The 20,174-nt window shown below is 58.8% G+C and carries 22 protein-coding genes and 1 pseudogene; all 23 read left to right on the top strand.

Annotated features, from left to right (window positions below; genetic code table 11):
* The first annotated feature begins 168 nt into the window (after window positions 1-168).
* Window positions 169-1,695: a flagellin gene (locus tag RTI30_RS06715; RefSeq protein WP_312262673.1), complete on the top strand. Its 1,527-nt coding sequence runs from the start codon at window positions 169-171 to the stop codon at window positions 1,693-1,695.
* 73 nt (window positions 1,696-1,768) lie between these two features.
* Window positions 1,769-2,125 (top strand): hypothetical protein, encoded by a 357-nt coding sequence (locus RTI30_RS06710; RefSeq protein ID WP_312262672.1) that lies wholly within the window; start codon window positions 1,769-1,771, stop codon window positions 2,123-2,125.
* A gap of 9 nt (window positions 2,126-2,134) precedes the next feature.
* Window positions 2,135-4,078, top strand: a complete 1,944-nt coding sequence (gene fliD / locus RTI30_RS06705) for a flagellar filament capping protein FliD (RefSeq protein WP_312262671.1) — start codon at window positions 2,135-2,137, stop codon at window positions 4,076-4,078.
* Window positions 4,079-4,092: 14 nt separating this feature from the next.
* Complete coding sequence (fliS, locus tag RTI30_RS06700; RefSeq protein ID WP_312262670.1) at window positions 4,093-4,470, top strand: flagellar export chaperone FliS; 378 nt, start codon at window positions 4,093-4,095, stop codon at window positions 4,468-4,470.
* A 35-nt stretch (window positions 4,471-4,505) separates the two neighbouring features.
* Entirely contained in the window at window positions 4,506-5,069 is a 564-nt protein-coding gene (locus tag RTI30_RS06695; protein ID WP_312262669.1) for a PilZ domain-containing protein, read from the top strand.
* Window positions 5,057-5,620 (top strand): annotated as a pseudogene (locus RTI30_RS06690) (sigma-54 factor interaction domain-containing protein); the annotation flags it as partial. The gene RTI30_RS06695 and the pseudogene RTI30_RS06690, both read left to right, overlap by 13 nt.
* Before the next feature lie 243 nt (window positions 5,621-5,863).
* Complete coding sequence (locus tag RTI30_RS06685) at window positions 5,864-6,157, top strand: helix-turn-helix domain-containing protein (protein ID WP_312262674.1); 294 nt, start codon at window positions 5,864-5,866, stop codon at window positions 6,155-6,157.
* Window positions 6,154-7,338, top strand: a complete 1,185-nt coding sequence (locus RTI30_RS06680) for a PAS domain-containing sensor histidine kinase (protein ID WP_312262668.1) — start codon at window positions 6,154-6,156, stop codon at window positions 7,336-7,338. The genes RTI30_RS06685 and RTI30_RS06680 overlap by 4 nt, the downstream gene beginning before the upstream one ends.
* A 2-nt stretch (window positions 7,339-7,340) precedes the next feature.
* Window positions 7,341-8,699 (top strand): sigma-54 dependent transcriptional regulator, encoded by a 1,359-nt coding sequence (locus tag RTI30_RS06675; RefSeq protein ID WP_312262667.1) that lies wholly within the window; start codon window positions 7,341-7,343, stop codon window positions 8,697-8,699.
* A 55-nt stretch (window positions 8,700-8,754) separates the two neighbouring features.
* The gene (fliE, locus tag RTI30_RS06670; protein ID WP_312262666.1) at window positions 8,755-9,078 is read left to right on the top strand and encodes a flagellar hook-basal body complex protein FliE; all 324 of its coding nucleotides are present in this window, start codon (window positions 8,755-8,757) and stop codon (window positions 9,076-9,078) included.
* 20 nt (window positions 9,079-9,098) lie between these two features.
* Window positions 9,099-10,805, top strand: a complete 1,707-nt coding sequence (fliF, locus tag RTI30_RS06665; protein WP_312262665.1) for a flagellar basal-body MS-ring/collar protein FliF — start codon at window positions 9,099-9,101, stop codon at window positions 10,803-10,805.
* Window positions 10,789-11,793, top strand: a complete 1,005-nt coding sequence (fliG, locus tag RTI30_RS06660; protein ID WP_312262664.1) for a flagellar motor switch protein FliG — start codon at window positions 10,789-10,791, stop codon at window positions 11,791-11,793. The genes fliF and fliG overlap by 17 nt, the downstream gene beginning before the upstream one ends.
* Complete coding sequence (locus tag RTI30_RS06655; RefSeq protein WP_312262663.1) at window positions 11,794-12,552, top strand: FliH/SctL family protein; 759 nt, start codon at window positions 11,794-11,796, stop codon at window positions 12,550-12,552. It abuts the gene before it with no gap.
* Window positions 12,553-12,554: 2 nt separating this feature from the next.
* A complete protein-coding gene (locus RTI30_RS06650; protein ID WP_312262662.1) occupies window positions 12,555-13,925 on the top strand; it encodes a FliI/YscN family ATPase in 1,371 nt (456 codons plus the stop codon).
* Entirely contained in the window at window positions 13,922-14,368 is a 447-nt protein-coding gene (locus tag RTI30_RS06645; RefSeq protein ID WP_312262661.1) for a flagellar FliJ family protein, read from the top strand. Before RTI30_RS06650 ends, RTI30_RS06645 begins: the two co-directional genes overlap by 4 nt.
* 342 nt (window positions 14,369-14,710) lie before the next feature.
* Window positions 14,711-15,721: a flagellar hook-length control protein FliK gene (locus RTI30_RS06640; RefSeq protein ID WP_312283508.1), complete on the top strand. Its 1,011-nt coding sequence runs from the start codon at window positions 14,711-14,713 to the stop codon at window positions 15,719-15,721.
* Window positions 15,722-15,733: 12 nt separating this feature from the next.
* The gene (fliM, locus tag RTI30_RS06635; protein ID WP_312262659.1) at window positions 15,734-16,753 is read left to right on the top strand and encodes a flagellar motor switch protein FliM; all 1,020 of its coding nucleotides are present in this window, start codon (window positions 15,734-15,736) and stop codon (window positions 16,751-16,753) included.
* Window positions 16,750-17,193: a flagellar motor switch protein FliN gene (fliN, locus tag RTI30_RS06630; protein ID WP_312262658.1), complete on the top strand. Its 444-nt coding sequence runs from the start codon at window positions 16,750-16,752 to the stop codon at window positions 17,191-17,193. The genes fliM and fliN overlap by 4 nt, the downstream gene beginning before the upstream one ends.
* On the top strand, window positions 17,193-17,714 hold the full coding sequence (fliO, locus tag RTI30_RS06625) for a flagellar biosynthetic protein FliO (protein ID WP_312262657.1): 522 nt from the start codon (window positions 17,193-17,195) through the stop codon (window positions 17,712-17,714). The genes fliN and fliO overlap by 1 nt, the downstream gene beginning before the upstream one ends.
* On the top strand, window positions 17,630-18,409 hold the full coding sequence (gene fliP / locus RTI30_RS06620) for a flagellar type III secretion system pore protein FliP (protein WP_312262656.1): 780 nt from the start codon (window positions 17,630-17,632) through the stop codon (window positions 18,407-18,409). Before fliO ends, fliP begins: the two co-directional genes overlap by 85 nt.
* A 10-nt stretch (window positions 18,410-18,419) precedes the next feature.
* A complete protein-coding gene (fliQ, locus tag RTI30_RS06615) occupies window positions 18,420-18,692 on the top strand; it encodes a flagellar biosynthesis protein FliQ (protein WP_312262655.1) in 273 nt (90 codons plus the stop codon).
* Window positions 18,689-19,480 (top strand): flagellar biosynthetic protein FliR, encoded by a 792-nt coding sequence (gene fliR, locus RTI30_RS06610; protein ID WP_312262654.1) that lies wholly within the window; start codon window positions 18,689-18,691, stop codon window positions 19,478-19,480. The genes fliQ and fliR overlap by 4 nt, the downstream gene beginning before the upstream one ends.
* A gap of 3 nt (window positions 19,481-19,483) precedes the next feature.
* The coding region (locus tag RTI30_RS06605; protein WP_312283507.1) for an EscU/YscU/HrcU family type III secretion system export apparatus switch protein at window positions 19,484-20,174 on the top strand (691 nt) is incomplete at its 3' end.

Raw genomic sequence — 20,174 nt, 5'->3', positions numbered from 1 at the left:
ACAGCAGATGCGGGGAGCATCGCGGGAGTGATGCTGCATGGTTTTGGTAACGATGTGGATCAGCGCAATGGGGATTCAAGTTTCTTTACGGGGTGTCGTTAAGGGAGTTGTGGGAAGGATCTCACGTTGGCACGGACGCCAAATTCACCCTAAGAAAGGAGCAGTATCATGGCTATTTCCGGTATCATCAACACGAATACCTCGGCGTTGAACACCCTCAATGCCCTCAACGGCACCCAGGGAAATCTCAATACTTATCTGCAGCAGTTGTCGACGGGCAAGAGCATCAATGGCCCCCAGGATAATCCCGCTGGCTACGCCATTGCCCAGCGTTTTCAGACGCAAATCAACGGGTTGAATCAGGCCATCTCGAACGGCAACCAGGGCGTATCGCTGGTGCAGACGGCAACTGGGGCAATTCAGAACCAAACGAGCATCTTGCAGCAGATTCGTACGACAGCAGTGCAGGCGGCAAATGCCTCCAACACTACGTCCGATCGGCAGGCTCTGCAGGGTGTGGTGAGCCAACTCCTGGCGCAAATCCAGACCATCGCGACCCAGACCCAGTTCAACGGGCAGAATATTTTGGATGGTACCTTTGCTGGTGCTGCCTTCCAGGTCGGTGCCAACAGCAATCAGATCATCAATGTGGCGGTGGGCAATACGCAAACCAACGCGATGGGGAACTATACTGCCGCTACTTCGGGAGCAATTTATAATACCAGTGGGGCGTATGTGCAGGGTGGCTATGCCCCGGGCGGCGCCTTCACTTACTCCACCGGTAGCGGTAACTTCACCTCTGGGACGTTTGACATTGCCGGTTCGGTGGGTACGGCGGCGGTGAATGTCACCTCCAATGGAGAATCTGCTGCTAATATTGCTGCCTCGGTCAATGCCGTCACCGCACAGACGGGAGTCAGTGCGCAAGCCTACACCAGTGTTTCTTTTGCAGTAACCGGAGGGACTTTTAGCTTTACCCTCAGTAATGGCACCAGCGGAAATCCGTCGAACACGGTCAACATTTCGGCGGATGTGACGACTGGCAGTAACGGTCAGCCCGACCTCAGCTCTTTGGTTACCGCGATCAACAATCAGGCTGCCGTTACCGGCACCTCGGCTTCTACGCAAGTCGTTAACGGTCAGACCGAGTTGGTATTGACGAACTCTAATGGCAACAACATTCTGGTCTCCGGCTTTACAGGCACGGGTTCTCTCGGTGCGTTGGGTTCGGGCGGGAATACGATTGGCACGCTCTCGTCTGGAACTGGCTCGGGTACGGCGCTTTTCCAGGGGGTTGTGCAGTTTCAGTCGTCTAGCTCGTACTCGTTGAGCGGTGGCGGCAATATCGGTTACAGCTCTGGTGCGGCATCTTTGACCGGCTCGGCAGTCGCAAATATTAACATCACTACGGCAGCCGGGGCCCAGCGAGCCATCAGTATCCTGGATCAGGCGATCAATTATCTGAACCAGCAGAATGGAGCACTCGGTGCCATCCAGAATCGTATCCAGGCTTCGGTAACCAACGCCCAAACGACGGCAACCAATCTGCAGTCGGCACAGTCGGTGGTGCAGGATGCGAATATCGCGCAGGCGACTTCGCAGCTGACTAAGTACCAGATCCTGCAGCAGGCGGATATCTCTACCTTGGCGCAGGAAAACGCTCTACAGCAGAGTTACCTCAAGCTTCTGCCGTAACGTGAAAGACTCAACCTCCCGGGGGCGCCCGGGAGGGTCACGAAAATGAGGTGTAGTCATGGATAGTGCATCTGTGCGCACGCAAATCGGCCCTATCGGTAGGGACTCTGTCACTCTACCCACATCCTTGGGTGTGGCGAAGGGTGAAAATGGACAAGCTGCCAAGGCAAATTCTGCCGAGGCAACCAAGCATCAGGATTTGCAAAATTCCATTCATAAATTGCAGGACAAAATCGCCGAGGCCCACCCTTCCTATTTGCTGGAGGCCGGCTTGGATCCCAATGGTGGGCATCCTAATCAAGTGTTGATTCAGTTGAGCGATAAAGTAACCAAACAGGTATTTTTTTCTTATTATTTGCCCGCGAGTCAAGTCGCCAAGGCGGCAAATTCCGAGAACCCCGTGGGCTTGTTATTGCAGAACAAAGCGTAGGAGAAAGCAATGGCGGCATCCCTTTCCGGTCTGGTCAGCGGTATTGATGTGCAGAGCTTGATTACCAATTTGAGTGCCGCTTACCAGGCGCCCATCACGTTGCTGCAAAACCAGGAGAGTACCCAGCAGACTACGTTGAGCGCTTGGGGTACTCTGCAGAGTAGCCTGTCGAGTCTGCAGTCGGCTTTGGCTTCATTGCAGAACATTGGCAGCACCAACAATCGCACGGCGACGGTGACCAATGGCTCCTTGGCAACGGCTACCGCGAGCGCCAATGCGCAACCAGGTAGCTACAACCTGAGCAATATAGTTTTGGCGCAGGCGCAAAGTGTGTATTCGCAAAGCTTCGCCAATACCAGTAGTGGCCTGGGCACCGGCACGTTGCAGATTCAGGTTGGTAGCGGTGCCGTGCAGAATGTCGTCATCAATAGCGACAACGATAGTCTGGATGGCATCGCGCAAGCCATCAACCAGGCCAACGTGGGAGTGACAGCGGGTGTCATTTACGATGGCAGTGGCTATCGTCTGACCTTGACGGGAACACAAACCGGCGTCGATCAGTCGTTTACCGTGGCGGTCAGCGGCGCTACTGGAAGCCTGGGAAGTTTGAGTTATAGCTCAGGCAGTTCGGGTGGCATGAGTTTGAGTCAGGCGGCGCAGAATGCTTCATTGAGTATCAACGGGTTAGCCGTCACCAGCAGCAGTAACACCATCTCTGGCGCTATTCCCGGCGTCACCCTGAATCTCTTACAGGCGAGTAGTGGCAGCACCACCCTACAAGTCAGTGCAAACAATAGCGCTTTCGTGACCACGGTGCAGAGTTTCGTGAGCGCTTTCAACAAGACCATGACCACCATCAACCAACTGACGGCCTATAATGCCCAAGCGGGTTCCGGAGGGCCGCTCTTGGGTAATGCGGCGGTCAATGGTCTGCGTACCCAACTCCTCAATCTAATTTCCAATCCGGGCGTTGGTCTGTCTTCGGGGGCGAGCTATAACTCTTTGGGTTCCGTGGGCTTGGGCCTCAGCAGTAGCGGTACCATCTCGCTCAATGCTAGTACCTTGCAGACGGCGCTGAGTGCCGATTATCAGGATGTTGTGGGTCTTTTTGGGCAGGCCGGCCAAAGCAGCAACAGCAGTGTGCAATACGTGGGGGCGAGCGGATCGACCCAGGCTGGGGTATATGCCGTGAATATTTCCCAGGCGGCGAGCCGGGCGACCATTACCGCCGCTTCGGCCTTTCCGAGTGGTGGGCTCGCGCAGAGCGAGAGCCTGACCTTTGCCTCGGGCTCGCAGACTGTCGTCGTCGGCTTGAGCGCCGGCAGCAGTCTGGCGGCAGTAGTGAATACCATCAATGCCACCTTGCAGCAAAGCGGCATGACCGGTATCACGGCAAGCAACGATAATGGCATTTTGCAACTGCAGTCGACCCAATATGGCTCGGCGCAGGCGTTTACGGTGTCTTCCGACGTCGCCAGCGGCGGTACCGGAATCGGGACCCGCACCCTGGCAGCTTCGGGCACGGACGTGATGGGTACCGTCAATGGTCAGGCCACGAGCGGCGTTGGCCAGAATATGACGGTGACCGGGCCGGGCAATGCCCTCGGTTTGCAGCTGAAGATTTTGGGCACCAGTACGGGCAATTTGGGTACGGTGTCTTTGAGTCAGGGCTTGTATCAACAGATGAATAGTCTGCTCAATCAGGCCTTGAATTCGCAGAATGGCTTTATCAGCGCAGCGCAGAATGGCATCAATTCGACCATCAACGGGCTCAACGCCCAGATTGCCACACTGCAACAGTCGGCCAGTAATCAAACCGCCCTGTTGACCCAGCAGTTTGCTGCCATGCAGGCGCAATTGGCGAGCCTGCAATCGACGGGCCAGTATCTCAATGCCTTCTACGCTGCGGGATCGAGTTCGTCTTCCTCTAGTAGCAGTTCTTCCGCCGGTTAAAGGAGCCCGAAAACATGGCAGCGGCAATGAGTGCAGTGCAGGCATACCGGCAGGTAGGCCAACAGGGAGTTTCGACGGATCGCCTGGTTCTGCTTGGCCTCGAAGGGATACTGGAATATCTGCGACGGGCAGAGTTGGCCATCCGCGCGCAACAGATTGGCGCCAAGGCGGAAGCAATGGACAAAGCCTATCAGTTGACGGCACATCTGCTAGCGAGTGTGGATCTGGAGCGCGGCGGAGAAATCGCCGTCAATCTGCAAAATCTTTACCGTTTCGTTCTAGAAAAACTTGCTACTGCGAATATTTTTGACGATCTCGAAGCGCTGGCGGCATGTCGCCCGGTCTTGGAAGACCTGCGCGATGCTTGGCGGGGTTTGCTCGATCGCGCTTGAGGCTCTATCCTCTCTCCCAAACTCGGAGAGAGAATATGCTGCAAGCTGGGGTAGTCCTTGGCGCTCATCTGCCCGTAGAGATGCGCTCCTGGTCGGGTGAGAAAGAAGAATTTTCCGCATTGATGCGCAACAATCTGGTGTTGTTGCGCGCGCTTTCGACTTGGGAAGAAGAGGCCTTGATAGCCGACGAGGGAGAGCGCTCTGGACAGCGGCATTTGCAGACCAAGATCGATCTCCTCCTTACCCTACTAAGCGCCGATATCCTCGCTCGTTCCACTCTGCCACCGCGCAATTTTTGTGAGCTGCGCACTGACGCGCTGCAGGTCCACTCCGCGGCGGACCCTGCGTTTGCTGGCTATCCTTGTGCCGCCTTGTATTTGCAGACACACCTCGCCTTGCCTTTGCTCCTGCCAGGGCAAGAGGTAGAGGTGATTGCTTCTGGCGATCGAGCGCCATCCTGGATACTGCGTTTCACTCTCAGTGCCGGCGTGCAGGAAATGCTGGATCGACTAATCTTCCGCCATCATCGTCGAGCAATAGCGCGTCTGCGGGAAGCAGAAGCAAGAGGCAAAACACGAGGAAGTGGATGGACAGCGTAGTCGAGAATACCATCGCACAGGATTTTCGGGATCGTCGCTCTCTGTCGCGAGAAAGCTGCGGCTTGGTGGGGCACAGCGAGATTCTACGCAACGTTACCCGGCTACTCGGCAAGGTGGCCGCTACTGATACCACGGTTTTGATTCTGGGGGAGTCGGGCACGGGCAAAGAGGTGGTTGCCCAGTGCCTGCACCAGCATTCCACGCGCGCGCGCGGACCATTCGTGGCGCTCAATTGCGGTGCGATTCCGCCGGAATTGATGGAAAGTGAGCTCTTTGGCCACGAGAAGGGTTCCTTTACGGGTGCATTGCTGACGCGCAAGGGGCGCTTTGAACTCGCGGAAGGCGGAACGCTTTTTCTCGACGAAGTGGCGGAAATGACCGCGTCGATGCAGGTTAAGCTGCTGCGGGTGTTTTAGGAGCATCAGTACGAGCGGGTAGGGGGCAGCAAGCCGCGGGAGGCAAACGTGCGCATCATCGCGGCTACCCATCGCAATCTGGAAGAGCGGATTCGCGAGGGCTTGTTTCGTGAAGATCTCTACTACCGCCTCAACGTTTTTCCGGTCGAATTGCCCCCTCTGCGTCAGCGTGGCGATGATGTCTTTTTGCTTTTAGAGCATTTTCTTGTGGAACGGGCCAAGGATGGCTTTGCGCCCTTTACCCTCTCTGCCGCGGCGCGACAGCTGTTCCTAGAGCATCCTTGGCCAGGCAATGTGCGCGAGCTGCAAAATCTGGTTGAACGGTTGAGCATTTTGCGCGCCGGCGAAGAGGTGCAATTGGACGATCTCCCTCTACATATGCGCCGAGGGCGGGAGGTCCTAGAGACGGAATCCGATGCCCTGCGAGCGGTGTGGTCGGGAGTGCCAGAGGAAGATGTTTCCCTCTCGATGGCGGTTTCTGCCGCGCCGACCCTGCCCGATGGTCCCTTTGACCTCAAGGAATATCTCGAGGAGATCGAGCGTCACCTCATCCTGCAGGCTCTGGAGATCTGTGATCACGTGGTGGCTCGGGCTGCGGAGCGTCTCGGCCTGCGGCGCACCACCCTGGTCGAAAAATTACGCAAGTATGCCATTCAGCCCGGACGGGGATGACCGTGACCGGCCCCACCAACGTACCGGATGCTGCGCAGCTCCTCGAGGCCTTTGCGCTCTTCAATGATGCGTCACGCGAGCTGAGCGAGGCCTACGGTACCCTGCAGGCCGAGGTGCATCGCCTGAGCGGGGAACTGGCCGCTGCCAATCAGCGACTGCGCGAGGAATTGCAGGCGCGAGAAGCGCTGAGCCAGCGCCTCTCCTTGCTATTGGAAATGTTGCCGGGGGCGGTGTTGCTCCTCGATCCGCAGGGGCGGGTTCAGCAGATGAATCCGGCGGCGGAGCGCTTGCTCCATACCACGGAACGAGACTGGACTTGGCCGCATCGGTCCGGTCTCGAGATTCAGGCCGGTGGGGCAGAAGGGGTGGTGGCTAGCGCTTCGGGACGCCGCCGTTTGGCGATAGCCGTTACCACCCTGGCGGGGGATGGGGGCAAGATCTTGCTCTTGCAGGATGTGACAGAGGTGCGCGAGCGGGAGGCGGCAAGCCAGCGCCGCGAGCGTTTGGCGGCCTTGGGCGAGACCATGGCGGCCCTGGCCCACCAGCTGCGCACGCCCTTGGCAACTGCCCTGCTCGCTGTCGGGCAGTTGCAGCCGGGACGTGACCGCGATCATTTCCAACGGCAACAAGATCGGGCTTTGGATCGCCTACGCCATCTGCAGGGCATTATCGACGCTATGCTGCAGTATCTCCGTGGGAGGCTGCCGGAGGAGGGCGGTGTTAGCTTGGGAGAGATCGCCATGGGACTGGAGCGGATCTTTGTTCCCCTCTATCGTCAAAAAAATGTCGAACTACAGATGGATCTTGGGCAAGGCGACTGGATTTTGACGGGAACGGCGGATGTTTGGATCAGTGTGCTGAGCAATCTGTTACAGAATGCTCTGGCGTTTGCTCCTGCGGCCAGCGTTGTGCAAGTCCAGGGCGTGGCAGCCTCAGGGTATTGGACCCTGCGCGTTCGCGACTTTGGTCCGGGGGTCCCGGAAGCGCAACGCGAGCGGATTTTTCAGCCCTTCGTCAGCACTCGGCGCGACGGCACCGGACTTGGCCTGAGTATTGCCAAGAACTTTGCCGTTAGTATGGGGGGAGAATTGTGGGTGGAAGATGCACAGCCGGGGGCTTGTTTCGTATTGCAGATCCCCACGGCGCAGCTACCCGATCCCCTCGCCAGTCGAGAGGAGTAGAGATGCCCAAAAAATCCCAAATTGCCGCCAAGATTTTGCTGGTAGAGGATGATCCAGACTTTGCCGAGGTGCTGCAAGAGGCCTTGACCGAGCGTGGCTATACCCTGGCGTTGGCCGGTGATGGCGAGGCGGCGCTGGCGCAGTTGGATCGCTTCGCGCCGGACTTGATCCTGAGTGACGTACAGATGCACCCGCTGGATGGCTATGGCCTCCTTGCAGCCTTGCGCGAGCGCCGGCAGGCGCCGCCCGTATTGATGATGACCGCTTGGGGAACGATCGAAGAGGCAGTGCGCGCCCTGCAAGGTGGCGCTATCGACTATCTCGTCAAGCCCTTTGCCCTGGAGCGTCTCGAGGAAAAGATACAAAAGCATCTGCGCGAACGCGGCGCGCATGGTGCCGAACTGATTGCCGAGGCGCCAGCCATGCGCCAGTGCTTGGAGCGCGCCCGCAAGGTCGCCCAGAGCGATGCCACCGTCCTCCTACATGGGGAGAGTGGGGTAGGAAAGGAGGTGCTGGCACGCTACATTCACCGTCACAGTCCGCGCGCCCAGGGGCCCTTTGTCGCGGTGAACTGTGCAGCCATTCCCGAATCCCTCCTCGAGGCTACCCTCTTCGGTCACGAAAAAGGCGCCTTCACCGGGGCGACGCAAGCCAGTGCCGGAAAATTTGAACAGGCCCAGGGCGGCACCTTGCTCTTAGATGAGGTCACGGAAATGCCTCTGCCTCTGCAAGCCAAGCTATTGCGGGTGCTGCAGGAGCGGGAGCTGGAACGAGTTGGCGGACAGCGTCTGATTCGCTTGGATATTCGTGTGCTTGCTACGAGCAATCGCGACCTCGAAGCAGCGGTGCGTTCGGGAGAATTTCGCGCCGACCTCTTTTATCGTTTGCAGGTGTTTCCCTTGCTGATTCCGCCGCTGCGCGAGCGTCGGGAAGACATTATCCCTCTTGCCGAGTACCTGATCGAAGCTGCCGCAGAAAATCTCGGGCTACGGCCGCGGCGGTTGTCGCCGATGGCGGCGCGGGTTTTGCTCGCGCATGAATGGCCCGGCAACGTGCGTGAGCTGCAGAATGCCCTGCAACGCGCCCTGATTTTGGCGGAAGGGGAGGAACTGCAGCCCGGAGATCTCGATTTGCCCATTGCGCTATTGGAAGAGGAGATACCGATGAACCCGTCGTCCAAATCCGCCGCAGACTTGGCGTTGGGCGTGCAAAAGGGGCAATATGAACGCGAGTTGATTGCCAGTGCCCTACAGCAGACCGGCGGTGCGCGCGAAGCAGCGGCTCGGTTATTGGGCATCAGTGCGCGCACCCTGCGGCACAAGTTGCAGCGCCTGCGGGAGGCTGGCTTTGATCTGGGATAGCATGGCCTAGATATTGCTATGGTGATGGGAAAGCGTTTTCAGGAAGGATTGCGTCATGAGCAGTGTAGAGTCGCTGGATAGCCTCCTCAGTCAGTTGCGGACCCTAACCCAGCAGGCCCAGGGAATGAAGAGCAACGGCTCGGAAATGGGTGGGCTTGGAGATTTTGCCAATACCCTCAAGCAGATGGTAGATGGCGTCAATGCCCGTCAGGAAACCGCCAATACCTTGCAGAATCAATTTGCCAGTGGCGATCCGCAGGTGAGCCTGAGTCAGGTGATGGTAGCCTCGCAAAAGGCGGATCTTTCTTTTCAAACCATGCTCCAGGTGCGCAATAAGCTTGTGTCTGCCTACCAGGACATCATGAATATTTCTGCCTGAGTGCATCGAGGTGATGTCCTATGGCTGATGAAGTCCTCAGCCCACTCCGGGCACGCCTAGACCTGCAGCAGTGGCAGGATCGCTGGCGCTCGATGCCGGCAAACCGCCGCTTTGCGTTTCTCGTTGTTGTGGCGGCACTGCTGGCGGTGTTGCTGGTTGCCAGTCTATGGCACGGCTCCGGCAATTATCAGGTGCTCTACGCAGGGCTTTCCGATCGGGATGGCGGTCAGGTCATTGCCGAGCTACAAAAACTCAATGTGCCTTTTCGCATTACCGATGGCGGCACCGTCATTACGGTACCGAGTGATATCGTCTATAGCACCCGCATGAAGCTGGCAGCCGCGGGGCTGCCGCATGGCGATGGCATGAGCTTTGAGCTCCTCGACCACGAACCCATGGGTACCAGCGACTTCGTCGAGCATGTCAATTACCAGCGCGCCCTCGAGGGCTCGCTGCAGCGCACCATCGCCTCCCTGGGGGAAGTCGAGCACGCCCGGGTGCATTTGGCAATTCCCAAGCCCTCGGTCTTCCTCGATCAAGAAGAAAAACCCACCGCCTCGGTCATGGTTTCTCTCTACCCTGGCCGGCAACTTTCTGCCGCCCAGGTGGCGGGAATCATCCATCTCGTGGCGGCGAGCGTTCCGGGTCTGGAAGATAAAAATGTGACCGTGGTCGATCAGCACGGCGATCTCCTCAGCAGCAATGGGAGTCAGCCTACGGATTTGCAGCCTTCACAATTGGCCTATCAGCAGCAGGTCGACGCGCAGTATCAAAAACGCATCAAGGCAATCATCTCGCCAATCGTCGGCAGTAATGGCGTGCACGTAGCGGTAGCGGCAGATGTCGATTTTGCCAAAAGCGAAAGCAGTTCGGTCACCTATGGCAAGAATCAGGTGTTGAGCCAACAGGAGCGCAGCACCAGCGGCACCGGCGAAGGCGGGCCTTACGGCGTGCCCGGAGCGCTCTCTAACCAGCCTCCTGGGATTGCAATAGCACCGCTGACGGCGCCGGTTGTTTCCACCTTGTCGCCGGCCGCTCTGATTGCCCTGGCGCCGACCCTGAAGAGCTTGGCACCGACCCAAAGCAGTCACGACAGCACCATCAATTACGACGTCGACAAGACCATCACCCATGTCGACAACCCCGTTGGTACGGTAAAGCGGGTCTCGGTGGCCGTTCTCATCGATGAGAAGCCGCTCCCCGGCGGCAATGGCAAGCAGTTTGCGGCTTTGTCGCCGAACCAGATTCAGCAGGTGCAGCAGTTGGTGGAAGAAGCCATTGGCTACGATGCCAAGCGCGGTGACTCGGTCAAGGTAGTGCAAATGCCCTTTGCCAGTAGCCAAGTGAATGCGTCCCTGCCATGGTGGCAGCAGCCATGGTTCCTGAGCCTGGCGCACGGGGTGCTGCGCTACGTCGCGTTGCTTCTCCTTGCTTTCCTGCTCTTCCTTGGGCTGATCAAACCGCTGCTGCGCTTGCTGCGGGAGCGACAGCAGCGGGCGCAGACGCGTGCGCCGGCCATGGCCGCGGTGGGTGCGGAAGAGGCGGGAGTGGGGGGGGCTACGGTGCGCTCAGGTGAAGCCTCTGCGCAGGCGGGGCCCGAGGCGGTGAGCTTACCCGCCGACCCGCTGCAGACCGACCTGTACGTGGCGCGACAACTGGTGATGCAGGACCCGGCGCGGGCGGCACAAGTGGTCAAGGAGTGGTTGGCCGGTGAGCGCGGAAGCTGATCTCAGCGGTATTGAGCGCAGCGCCATCCTTCTTCTCAGCCTGGGTGAGGATGAGGCAGCGGAGGTGATGCGCCATCTCGGTCCACGGGAGGTGCAGAAGCTTGGCGCGGCAATGGCAAAGATGGCGCGCGTCAGCACCGATCAGGCGCGCATGGTGCTATCGGACTTCCGTTCTCGTCTCGAGCACCAGACTTCTTTGGGGATTGGCAGCGATCAGTATATCCGTGGCATGCTGTCGAAAGCCCTAGGCGACAAGGCCGGCTCCGTCATCGACCGTATTTTGCATGGAGGTTCCGCTAGTGGCCTGGAAAACCTGAAGTGGATGGACGCCCGCTCGGTAGCTGATCTGATCAAACTCGAGCATCCTCAGGTGCTGGCGATGATCCTAGCCTATATGGAGCCGGAGCAGGCGAGCGAGGTCATTCATCATCTGCCGGAGCGTACGGTTGGCGAGGCGATGATGCGCTTGGCGAGTCTCGAGACCATCCAGCCCGGTGCGCTAACGGAGCTAAATGAAGTTCTTGAAGAGCAGATTTCGGGAGACTCTCAGTCGTTGCAAGTAGCCACCATGGGCGGGACAAAGGCGGCGGCGGAAATCCTCAATCGTTTGGAGACCAGCCGCTCGAGCAACATCATCGATCAAATTCGTGCCAGCGATCCTGAACTTGCCGAAAAGGTGCAAGAAAAGATGTTTGTCTTTGACGACCTCTTGCGCCTCGACGATCGCAGTATGCAGACGCTTTTGCGCGAATTGCCCTCGGATAGCTTGGTTATCGCCCTGAAGGGGGCACCGGCGCCGCTGCGCGACAAGTTCTTCAGCAACATGTCGAAACGAGCGGCAGAGATGTTGCGCGACGATCTCGAAGCCAAGGGGCCGGTGCGGGTGAGCGAAGTGGAGGCCGCACAGAAGACCATCCTCCAAGTGGCCCAGCGCCTCGATGCCGCCGGGCAGATCAATCTCAGCGCTGGCGGCGAGGATTTGCTGTAAATGCCTGCTAGCGAAGCAGAAATCATCCAGCGCGAGGCCATCGAAAAGCTGCTTCGTTGGCAGATGCCGCAGGTGATTGGGGCCCGGCAGGGGGCTGTCGAAGCCAATACAGACCTGCCGGGAGAAGAACTGGCGGTCACTGATCTACGTCCGCCCACCGCCCAAGACTTGCAGGATCTGGTTGCTCGGGTAGAGCAAGAGGCACGGGAGCGCGGCTACGCCGAGGGATTCCGGCGCGGTGAGGAAGAGGGCCGGCGCCAGGGGGAGGAGGCGGCGATGCGCCTGGGCGAGGCGGACGCTGCTGCTCTGCGTAGCCTGTTGCTGGCAGCGCGCGAGCCTTTGCAGCGGGTGGATGAAGGGGTAGAGCAGGCCCTGCTGGCCCTGGCCTTGGAAGTAGCCCGGCAAGTGATCCGCCACGAGTTGCGCTTGCGGCCGGAATTGCTCTTGCCTCTGGTACAAGAAGCCCTGCGCTCTCTGCCAACCTTGAGCGCATCGCCAATGTTGCGTCTGCATCCCGAAGATCTGGACTTGGTTGCCGCACGTTTGCCCGATTTGGGTGCTGCCGGTGTCCGTCTGGAGGCCGATGAAACCCTGGAGCGAGGTTCGCTGGTGCTGCAGGCGGGAATGGATCCGGAGTTGAGTCGCCCCGATCGCCGCTGGCGCGAACGCCAGGATGCGGCGGCAACGGAGCTCGATCTGCGCTTAGCGAGCCGCTGGCGGCAGGTCATGGAGCAGCTCTTTTCCGGATTCGAGGGGTAATCGTGGATACCCAGGCGCCTCGCCTTTGGGAGCAGCAGCTACGGCGCTGGCAGCGTCGCTTGCCGACCAAGCTGTTGCCCCTGCTACCGAGTGGGCGATTGTTGCGTATTCTTGGCTTAGTGTTGGAGGCCGAGGGATTCTCGGCCGGGGTTGGTACGCGCTGCCAGGTAAAGACCGCCCATGGTCGTTTTGTTGACGCCGAAGTCGTGGGTTTTCAGGACGGGCGCCTACAACTCATGGCTGCTGGTGATTTGCACGGGGTAGCCCCCGGCGCGCGCATCCAGCCCTTGGCCGGCGAGGCCCAAGGGGTGGCCAGCCCAAATATGCTCGGGCGCATTGTCGATGGTCAGGGGCTACCCCTGGATGGCTTGGGGCCCATTCCCGATGCCGAACCGGTCTCCCTGATTGGCAAACCCTTCAATCCTCTCAACCGGGCGCCGATTCGCGAAACCTTGGATGTGGGCGTGCGCGCGATCAATGCCTTGTTTAGCGTTGGTCGGGGCGCACGCATGGGGCTCTTTGCCGGCAGTGGCGTTGGTAAGAGTGTCTTGTTGGGGATGATGGCTCGCAATACCCAGGCAGATGTCATCGTCGTTGGCCTGATTGGGGAGCGCGGTCGCGAGGTCAAGGAGTTCATCGACGAAATTCTTGGCGAGGCTGGGCGTCGCCGCGCCGTGGTGGTGGCAGCGCCTGCCGATGCCCCAGCCCTAACCCGCATCCGCGGCGCCCACCTAAGCACGGCCATTGCCGAATATTACCGCGATCGCGGTCAGCATGTATTGCTACTCATGGACTCTCTCACCCGCTATGCCATGGCGCAACGGGAGATTGCCCTGGCGGTGGGCGAGCCGCCAGCGGTGCGCGGCTATCCGCCCTCGGTTTTTGCCCGCTTGCCGGCGCTGGTGGAGCGTACCGGTAACGGCGTTGCCGGAGGCGGTAGCATTACCGCCTTCTATACCGTTCTCATGGAAGGCGACGATCAGCAGGATCCCATTGCTGATAGCGCCCGCGCCGTTCTCGATGGTCATATCGTTCTCTCTCGTGCCTTGGCCGAGCAGGGGCACTACCCTGCCATCGATCTCGAGTCTTCCATCAGCCGCGTCATGCCCAGCATTCGGCCGCCGCAGCAAATCCATGCCATGCAACGCTTGAAACGGCTGTATAGCCGCTACCGGGAGCAGCGCGATCTCATTGCCGTAGGTGCCTACGCTCCGGGCATGGATCCCGTCCTCGATCAGGCGGTACAGCTCTACCCGCGGATCGAGGAATTCCTCCGCCAAGACCAGCACCAGGCGGTCTCGGTGACGGCGGCGGTGGCCGAGCTCTTTGCCCTCCTTGGGGAAGATGCCGCCGGCAAGGAGGCGGACACGTGAGTCGCGAAGGAACGCTGCGCTACCTGAAGGATATGGCGGGGATGCGGGAACAGGATCTGCGCCGTTCGCTGCTGGCCCAACAGCAATTGGTACAACAACTGCGGGGTAAATACGCTCTGTTAGAGGACTATGTGCAGCAATATCGGCAAGAATCTGCCGCTCGGGAAGGGGCGGGAATTGCCGGTACCGAGGCGATTCGCTGGCGCGCCTTCGTGCAACAGTTAGCCGCCTTGTTGGTACAGCAAGACGAGCTGATTCGGGAACAGGAACAGCGCCTGCGGCTGGTGCGAGAACAGTGGCAGGCGATAAAGGCGAAGGAGCAAGGATTTTCGCGCCTGCTGCAACGCCTCGACGACCAGCGACAGCTTGCAGAATTGCAAAAGATGCAAAAGGAAATGGATTCCTGGGCGTTGCGCGCCACGCAGTTGCGCAGCAGTCGTTAGACGGAGCGATTCTTGCTTGCAGACCAACAAACGCTTTTTGGAGTTCCTGGTATGACGGTGGTTTCCTGTTCCCTCTCCCCAGTAGCCATAGAGTCGAGCTCCGATGCTGCCAAGCCGGCTGCGACGAAGGGTGGCCAAGGCTTTGGAGAGGTATTGACGCAGCAGATGGTTGGAGGGAGCGCAGAGCAAAATCCTCCCGTCATACGCGTTGGAAATGAATGTACGTCGTCTGGTTCTCCGCAGCGCGAGAACCTCGAGGGGGGGCAGCCCATGGCAAACTCCAGGGAGCAGATAAACTCTACTGCCGCGCCAAAAGTTCCTGCCCCACCGCCTAGAGAAGTAATGGGCGATTTTGCCGAGTTGGAAATGGTCGTTGCATCCGGGGCGTCATCAGTGGCGCCGCCGACGGGTGTCGCCCTACAACCGACTGAGCCCGCCGTATCTAAAGACGCCAAATCCGAGCCACAGAAGATAGCGGCCGACGGCTCGACCGCTGCAGCTCCAATTGCTGGCTGGAATGCGCCTTTTGTGCCAATGCTCGCAACACCCCAGCAATCGACGCGGCCGACAAACGTTGCGCTGTCTACTTCTCCCACAGACCTACTTCCGGAACGCTCCGACGCAGCGGCGCGGGCAAAGAGCCTGGTAACGGTGGCAGACGCGAGCTACGTCGGCAAAGCATCCGGCGCGGCGCCAGAACAAGTAGTTACCGGCGCCCGGGTATTGGTTCTGGATGCAATACCCTCAGCACCGGCGGCGCCCCATCCTGACTCTGCGCCACTCTTTTCCGTGGTATTGCAGCAAGCGGTACCGGGTGGCGGCGTACCGCCCAAATCGAAGGGAGCCGACGCAGTACCTGGTACCCCCATTTTGGGTGCTATGCTGCCGCTCGGTGCCAACGCTCCTGCGGCTCCGACCGCGCAATTGCAGTTGTCCCCGGCCGTACAAGAACAACCCGCCTGGGGCAATGCCCTTGGGCAAAGCGTGCAATGGATGGCCCAGGGAGGAGTGCAGCAAGCGCTGATCCACCTCCATCCGCAACACTTGGGTCAGTTAGTGGTGCAATTGAACGTGAGCCAGAATGGGCAGGCGGCGGCAGTCTTTCTCTCCGATCATCCCGAGGTCCGCGCCGCAATCAGTGCTGCCCTGCCGCAGTTGCAGCAGAGTTTTGCCGCCTTGGGTTTGAACCTGACCCAAAGCAATGTCGGCTCTGGGGGGTCGGGGTCGGCGAGCAATCGCCGCCAGAGTGCGGATCCTGATGCCGATGCGCCGGGCGTTATCGAGGAGATCTCGTCCTTGCGACCGGCCGCGAGCGGGCAAATCCATCGCGGGCTGCTGAGCACTTTTGTGTAGGGGGCTCGCGGCATGGCCGAGCAAATCTTGAGCCAGGATGAAGTCGACGCCCTCTTCCAGGGTATGGACGGCGGCGATATCGATTTGTCTCCACCGGAACAGGTCGCGGAGGGCAACGTCCGCCCCTACGATCTTGCCAATCAGGATCGTATCGTGCGCGGCCGGATGCCGACGCTGGAAGTGATCAACGAGCGCTTCTCCCGATTATGGCGAGTGAATTTGTTCAATTTTCTGCGCCGCAGCGCCGAAATTTCGATTGGTAGCGTGAAGTTGGTCAAATACAGCGAATTCATTCGTTCCCTGATCGTTCCCAGCAATATCAATATCGTGCAGCTTAAGCCTCTACGGGGTAGCGCACTCTTCGTATTTGATCCGCGCTTGATCTTTGCGGTGATCGATAATTATTTTGGCGGCGATGGGCGCTTTCATACTCGTATCGAGGGTCGTGATTTCACCCCTTTGGAAATGCGTATCATAAATCGGCTATTGAAGATGGCATTGAACGATTTTCAAACGGCCTGGAAGCCGGTAATCGAATTGCAGGCGGAGCTACAGCGCTCCGAGGTCAACCCGCAGTTCGTGAATATCGCCACGCCCACCGAGGTGGTCATCACAACCGATTTCCAGCTGGAATTGGAGTCGGGGTCGGGTACTTTGCAGATTTGTCTACCCTATGGAATGGTCGAGCCGGTGCGCGATCAGCTCACGGCAGGCACCATGGCGGATCGTTCCGAGGTCGATAAACGCTGGATCCAATCGCTGAATGAGGAAATACAGCAAGCGCCTCTGGAATTGCGGGTGGAGTTTGTCCAAAAGCAATTGACCGTTGGTCAGATTCTGCAACTGCGTGACGGCGATGTGATTCCCATCGAGATGCCGGAAGCCCTCGTGGCGCGGGTCGAGGGAGTCCCGGTTTTTGCCGGTAAATATGGTGTGCATAATGACAAATATGCCATTCAATTTGATCATCCAGTGGTGCCGGAGACGGCAGAAGGGCTGAACGCCATGGCGGCGTGGGAGAAGTCGAGATGAGCGAGACCGAAAAAGATATGCCGGCCGCAGGGGCTACCGACGAGGTAATGGCAGATTGGGCAGCGGCGATGGCGGAGCAGGGGGCTAGCGAGGCGAAGCAGTCTGCGGAGCCGACATCGTCCAACGATACACGTCCGCTACCCATGCCCCCCCTGGAAGACAGCGGCAAGCGCGAGGTACCGGGCAATCTGGAGATGATTCTGGATATTCCGGTAACCCTATCGGTGGAGCTCGGGCGTACGCATATTCAGATTCGTAACCTGCTGCAGCTGGCCCAGGGTTCGGTTGTGGAGTTGGAGCGTTTGGCCGGGGAGCCCATGGATGTGCTCGTCAATGGCTATTTGATTGCCCAGGGCGAAGTAGTCTTGGTGAATGACAAGTTTGGCATCCGTTTGACGGATATCGTTAGCCCTGCCGAACGGGCAAAGAAGTTGCGCTAATGGCAAATTTCGTCGTCAAGGACTTGTCGCCGTCAAGAATTCGTCACGCCTTCTTGCTACTCCTCCTCGCGCCGGTCTCTTGCCTCGCCGCTGAGAGCACGCCGGCAGTCTTCTCTACGGGCGCCATTCTGCGCCTGATCGGTTCCTTATTTCTTGTGTTATTGGTGTTTTTTGCCTTGATCTGGGTCTTTCGGCGCCTTCAGCCTGGCTCGGTCGCGGGTGCTGGAGGGGCAATGCGGGTCGTTGCCTCCCTGCCTCTTGGTGCGCGGGAACGCCTCTTGCTAGTGGAGGTCGGCAAGCAGCAGTTATTGCTTGGGGCGACGCCAGCAGGAATTACCCTACTGCATACCCTGAGCGAACCGCTGCCTTTGGATTCGGGCAGTTTGGCCTTTACCGGCTGGCTGCGACAGGCAATGGAGAGGCGCAAGAACGGATCATGGCAGAATTTTCGGCAAGCAGCAGAGCCTGCGCGGGATTCCTCCTCCGCGCCGGGATCGTCGGCGGGGGACTCCTCCTTGTAAGTAGCCCTGGCTTCGCTGCCGGTCTTCCCGGCGTAACCGCGAGCCCCGCCCCCGGCGGTGGCACGGACTACAGCCTCAGTATCCAGACCCTACTATTCCTTTCGGTGCTGGTCTTTTTGCCGGCCATTTTGCTGATGATGACGGCCTTTACCCGCATCATCATCGTCCTCTCCCTGCTCAAGCAGGCCTTGGGCTCAACCCAGATGCCGCCTTCCCAGGTCATGGTGGGTCTCGCCTTGTTCCTTACCTTTTTCGTGATGGCGCCGGTGTTCCAAAAGATCAACACCGAGGCCTTGCAGCCCCTCAGCCAAAATCAAATCAACCTGACCCAGGCGATGGCGCGCTCCGAGGTGCCCCTACGCTCTTTTATGCTGTCGCAAACCCGACCGGATGATCTTGCCCTGTTCGTGAAGCTATCGGGCCACCCGCAGTTGCGCGCCCCCGCCGATACGCCCATGGACCTGCTCATTCCGGCGTTCATCACTTCCGAATTGAAGACGGGTTTTCAAATTGGTTTTCTTATCTTCATCCCCTTTGTGATCATTGATCTGGTAGTGGCGGCGGTGTTGATGTCCTTGGGCATGATGATGTTGTCACCGGTTACGGTCTCTTTCCCCTTCAAGTTGATGCTTTTTGTGCTCGTCAATGGTTGGGATCTGGTTATCGGTTCGTTAGTGCAGAGCTTCATTCATTAGGGAGGAGCAGATGAGTCCGGGCAGCGTTATCTCCGTAGCCGAACATGCGATCTGGACGGCCCTTTGGCTTTCTTTACCACTGTTGGGGGTGGCCTTGGTGGTGGGTGTGCTCATCAGCATCTTTCAGGCCGCCACGCAAATCAACGAAATGACCCTGAGTTTTGTGCCGAAGGTGCTGGCCTTGGCTTTGGTTGGGGTGATTGCCGGCCCTTGGATGCTGCAGCTGATGATGAGCTACACCACTCATCTCTTTCAACAGATTCCGCAACTGATCAACCAATGATTACCGTCAGTAGCCTGCAGATCGAGCAGTGGATTGGCGCCTTTTTCTGGCCCTTCGTGCGCATACTGGCATTTTTGAGCACGGCACCGGTGTTCAGCGCCACCCAAATTCCGATTCAAGTACGGGTAGGTCTGGCGGTGGTGATCAGCGTGGCCTTGGCGCCGGCTCTGCCGGTCATGCCGCCAGTAGATTTTCTGAGCGGCGGCGGGCTCTTGCTGCTCCTCGAGCAGATCCTTATCGGCACCGCTCTTGGTTTTGCCGTTACCTTGATATTTAGTGCGGTGCAATTTGCTGGTTCGGTCATCAGCTTGCAGATGGGGCTGGGCTTCAGCACTTTTTTTGATCCCCTCACCGGGGTGCAGGTGCCCACCCTCGCCAATTTTTTGAACCTCATCGTCTTGCTCTTGTTTTTGTCGTTGAATGGCCAACTGCTTACCCTGGCAGTGCTGGATCGTAGCTTTACCATTTTGCCGGTGAGCAGCCAGCTGGTTTTGCATGGCGCGGCTTGGCAGAGCTTGGCCAATGCCGGCGGGATGATTTTTGCCCTGGGGCTCGCGATTGCAGCGCCGGTGCTTGGCGCCTTGCTGCTGATCAACGTCTCCTTGGCGGTGCTGAGTAAGTTGGCGCCGCAGCTGAATCTGTTCGTTATTGGTTTTCCCCTGCTGATTGCCGTGGGCTTTGTTGCCTTGGCGCTGGTCATGCCTGCCATGGAGCTCCTGGTGCAACATTTGCTGCAGTTGTCTTTGCGGCTCAGCAACACCCTTTTGCTGCAGGCTGCCCGAGGCTAAGCCATGGCCGAAGAGAGCGGACAGGAACGCACCCACGCCCCGACGGGCAAACGCATCGAGGAGGCGCGCGGCAAGGGGCAGGTTCCGCGTTCTCGCGAGCTCTCTACCAGTGCCATTCTCCTGGTTGCCGCCGGGGTGCTGTATCTTTTCGGTACACGTATTGGCGCCGAGAGTCAGCATTTTCTTTATGCCGGGCTGCATCTGTCGCCAGCTGCCATGCTCAACCAGCGCGATCTGCTGCGGCATCTCGTACAAATGGCAGGCTATACCCTGCAGTGGCTGCTGCCGTTTTTATTGTTGTTGATGCTGGTGGTGCTCGCCGCGGGCATGGCCTTGGGAGGATGGAATTTCAGCAGCAAGGCCCTGGTGCCAGATTTTAGCCATCTCAACCCCCTTACGGGTCTGCAGCGCTTGGTATCGCGCCATGCCCTGCTCGAGCTCGTCAAAGCGGTGCTCAAAGCAGTGGTGATTGGCGGCATCGGTATTACCTTGGTCTATGCTCAGCGCCGGGCCCTGTTGGGGCTCATCGCCGAAGACCCCCTGGCCGCCGTCCATCATCTTTTTTCGATGCTCGGCCTGCTCTTTTTGTTCATGGCCGCCAGCACCTTGTTGATCGTGGCCTTTGATGTGCCTTTTCAGCTCTGGACCTATAACGAGAAGCTGAAAATGACCGATCAGGAAGTCCGCGACGAAA

The sequence above is a fragment of the Candidatus Igneacidithiobacillus taiwanensis genome (assembly GCF_031962545.1).
Taxonomy (GTDB): Bacteria; Pseudomonadota; Gammaproteobacteria; order Acidithiobacillales; family Acidithiobacillaceae; genus Igneacidithiobacillus; species Igneacidithiobacillus taiwanensis.
Note: the sequence above shows the minus strand (reverse complement) of the source record. Positions and strands in the feature narration are given on the sequence as shown.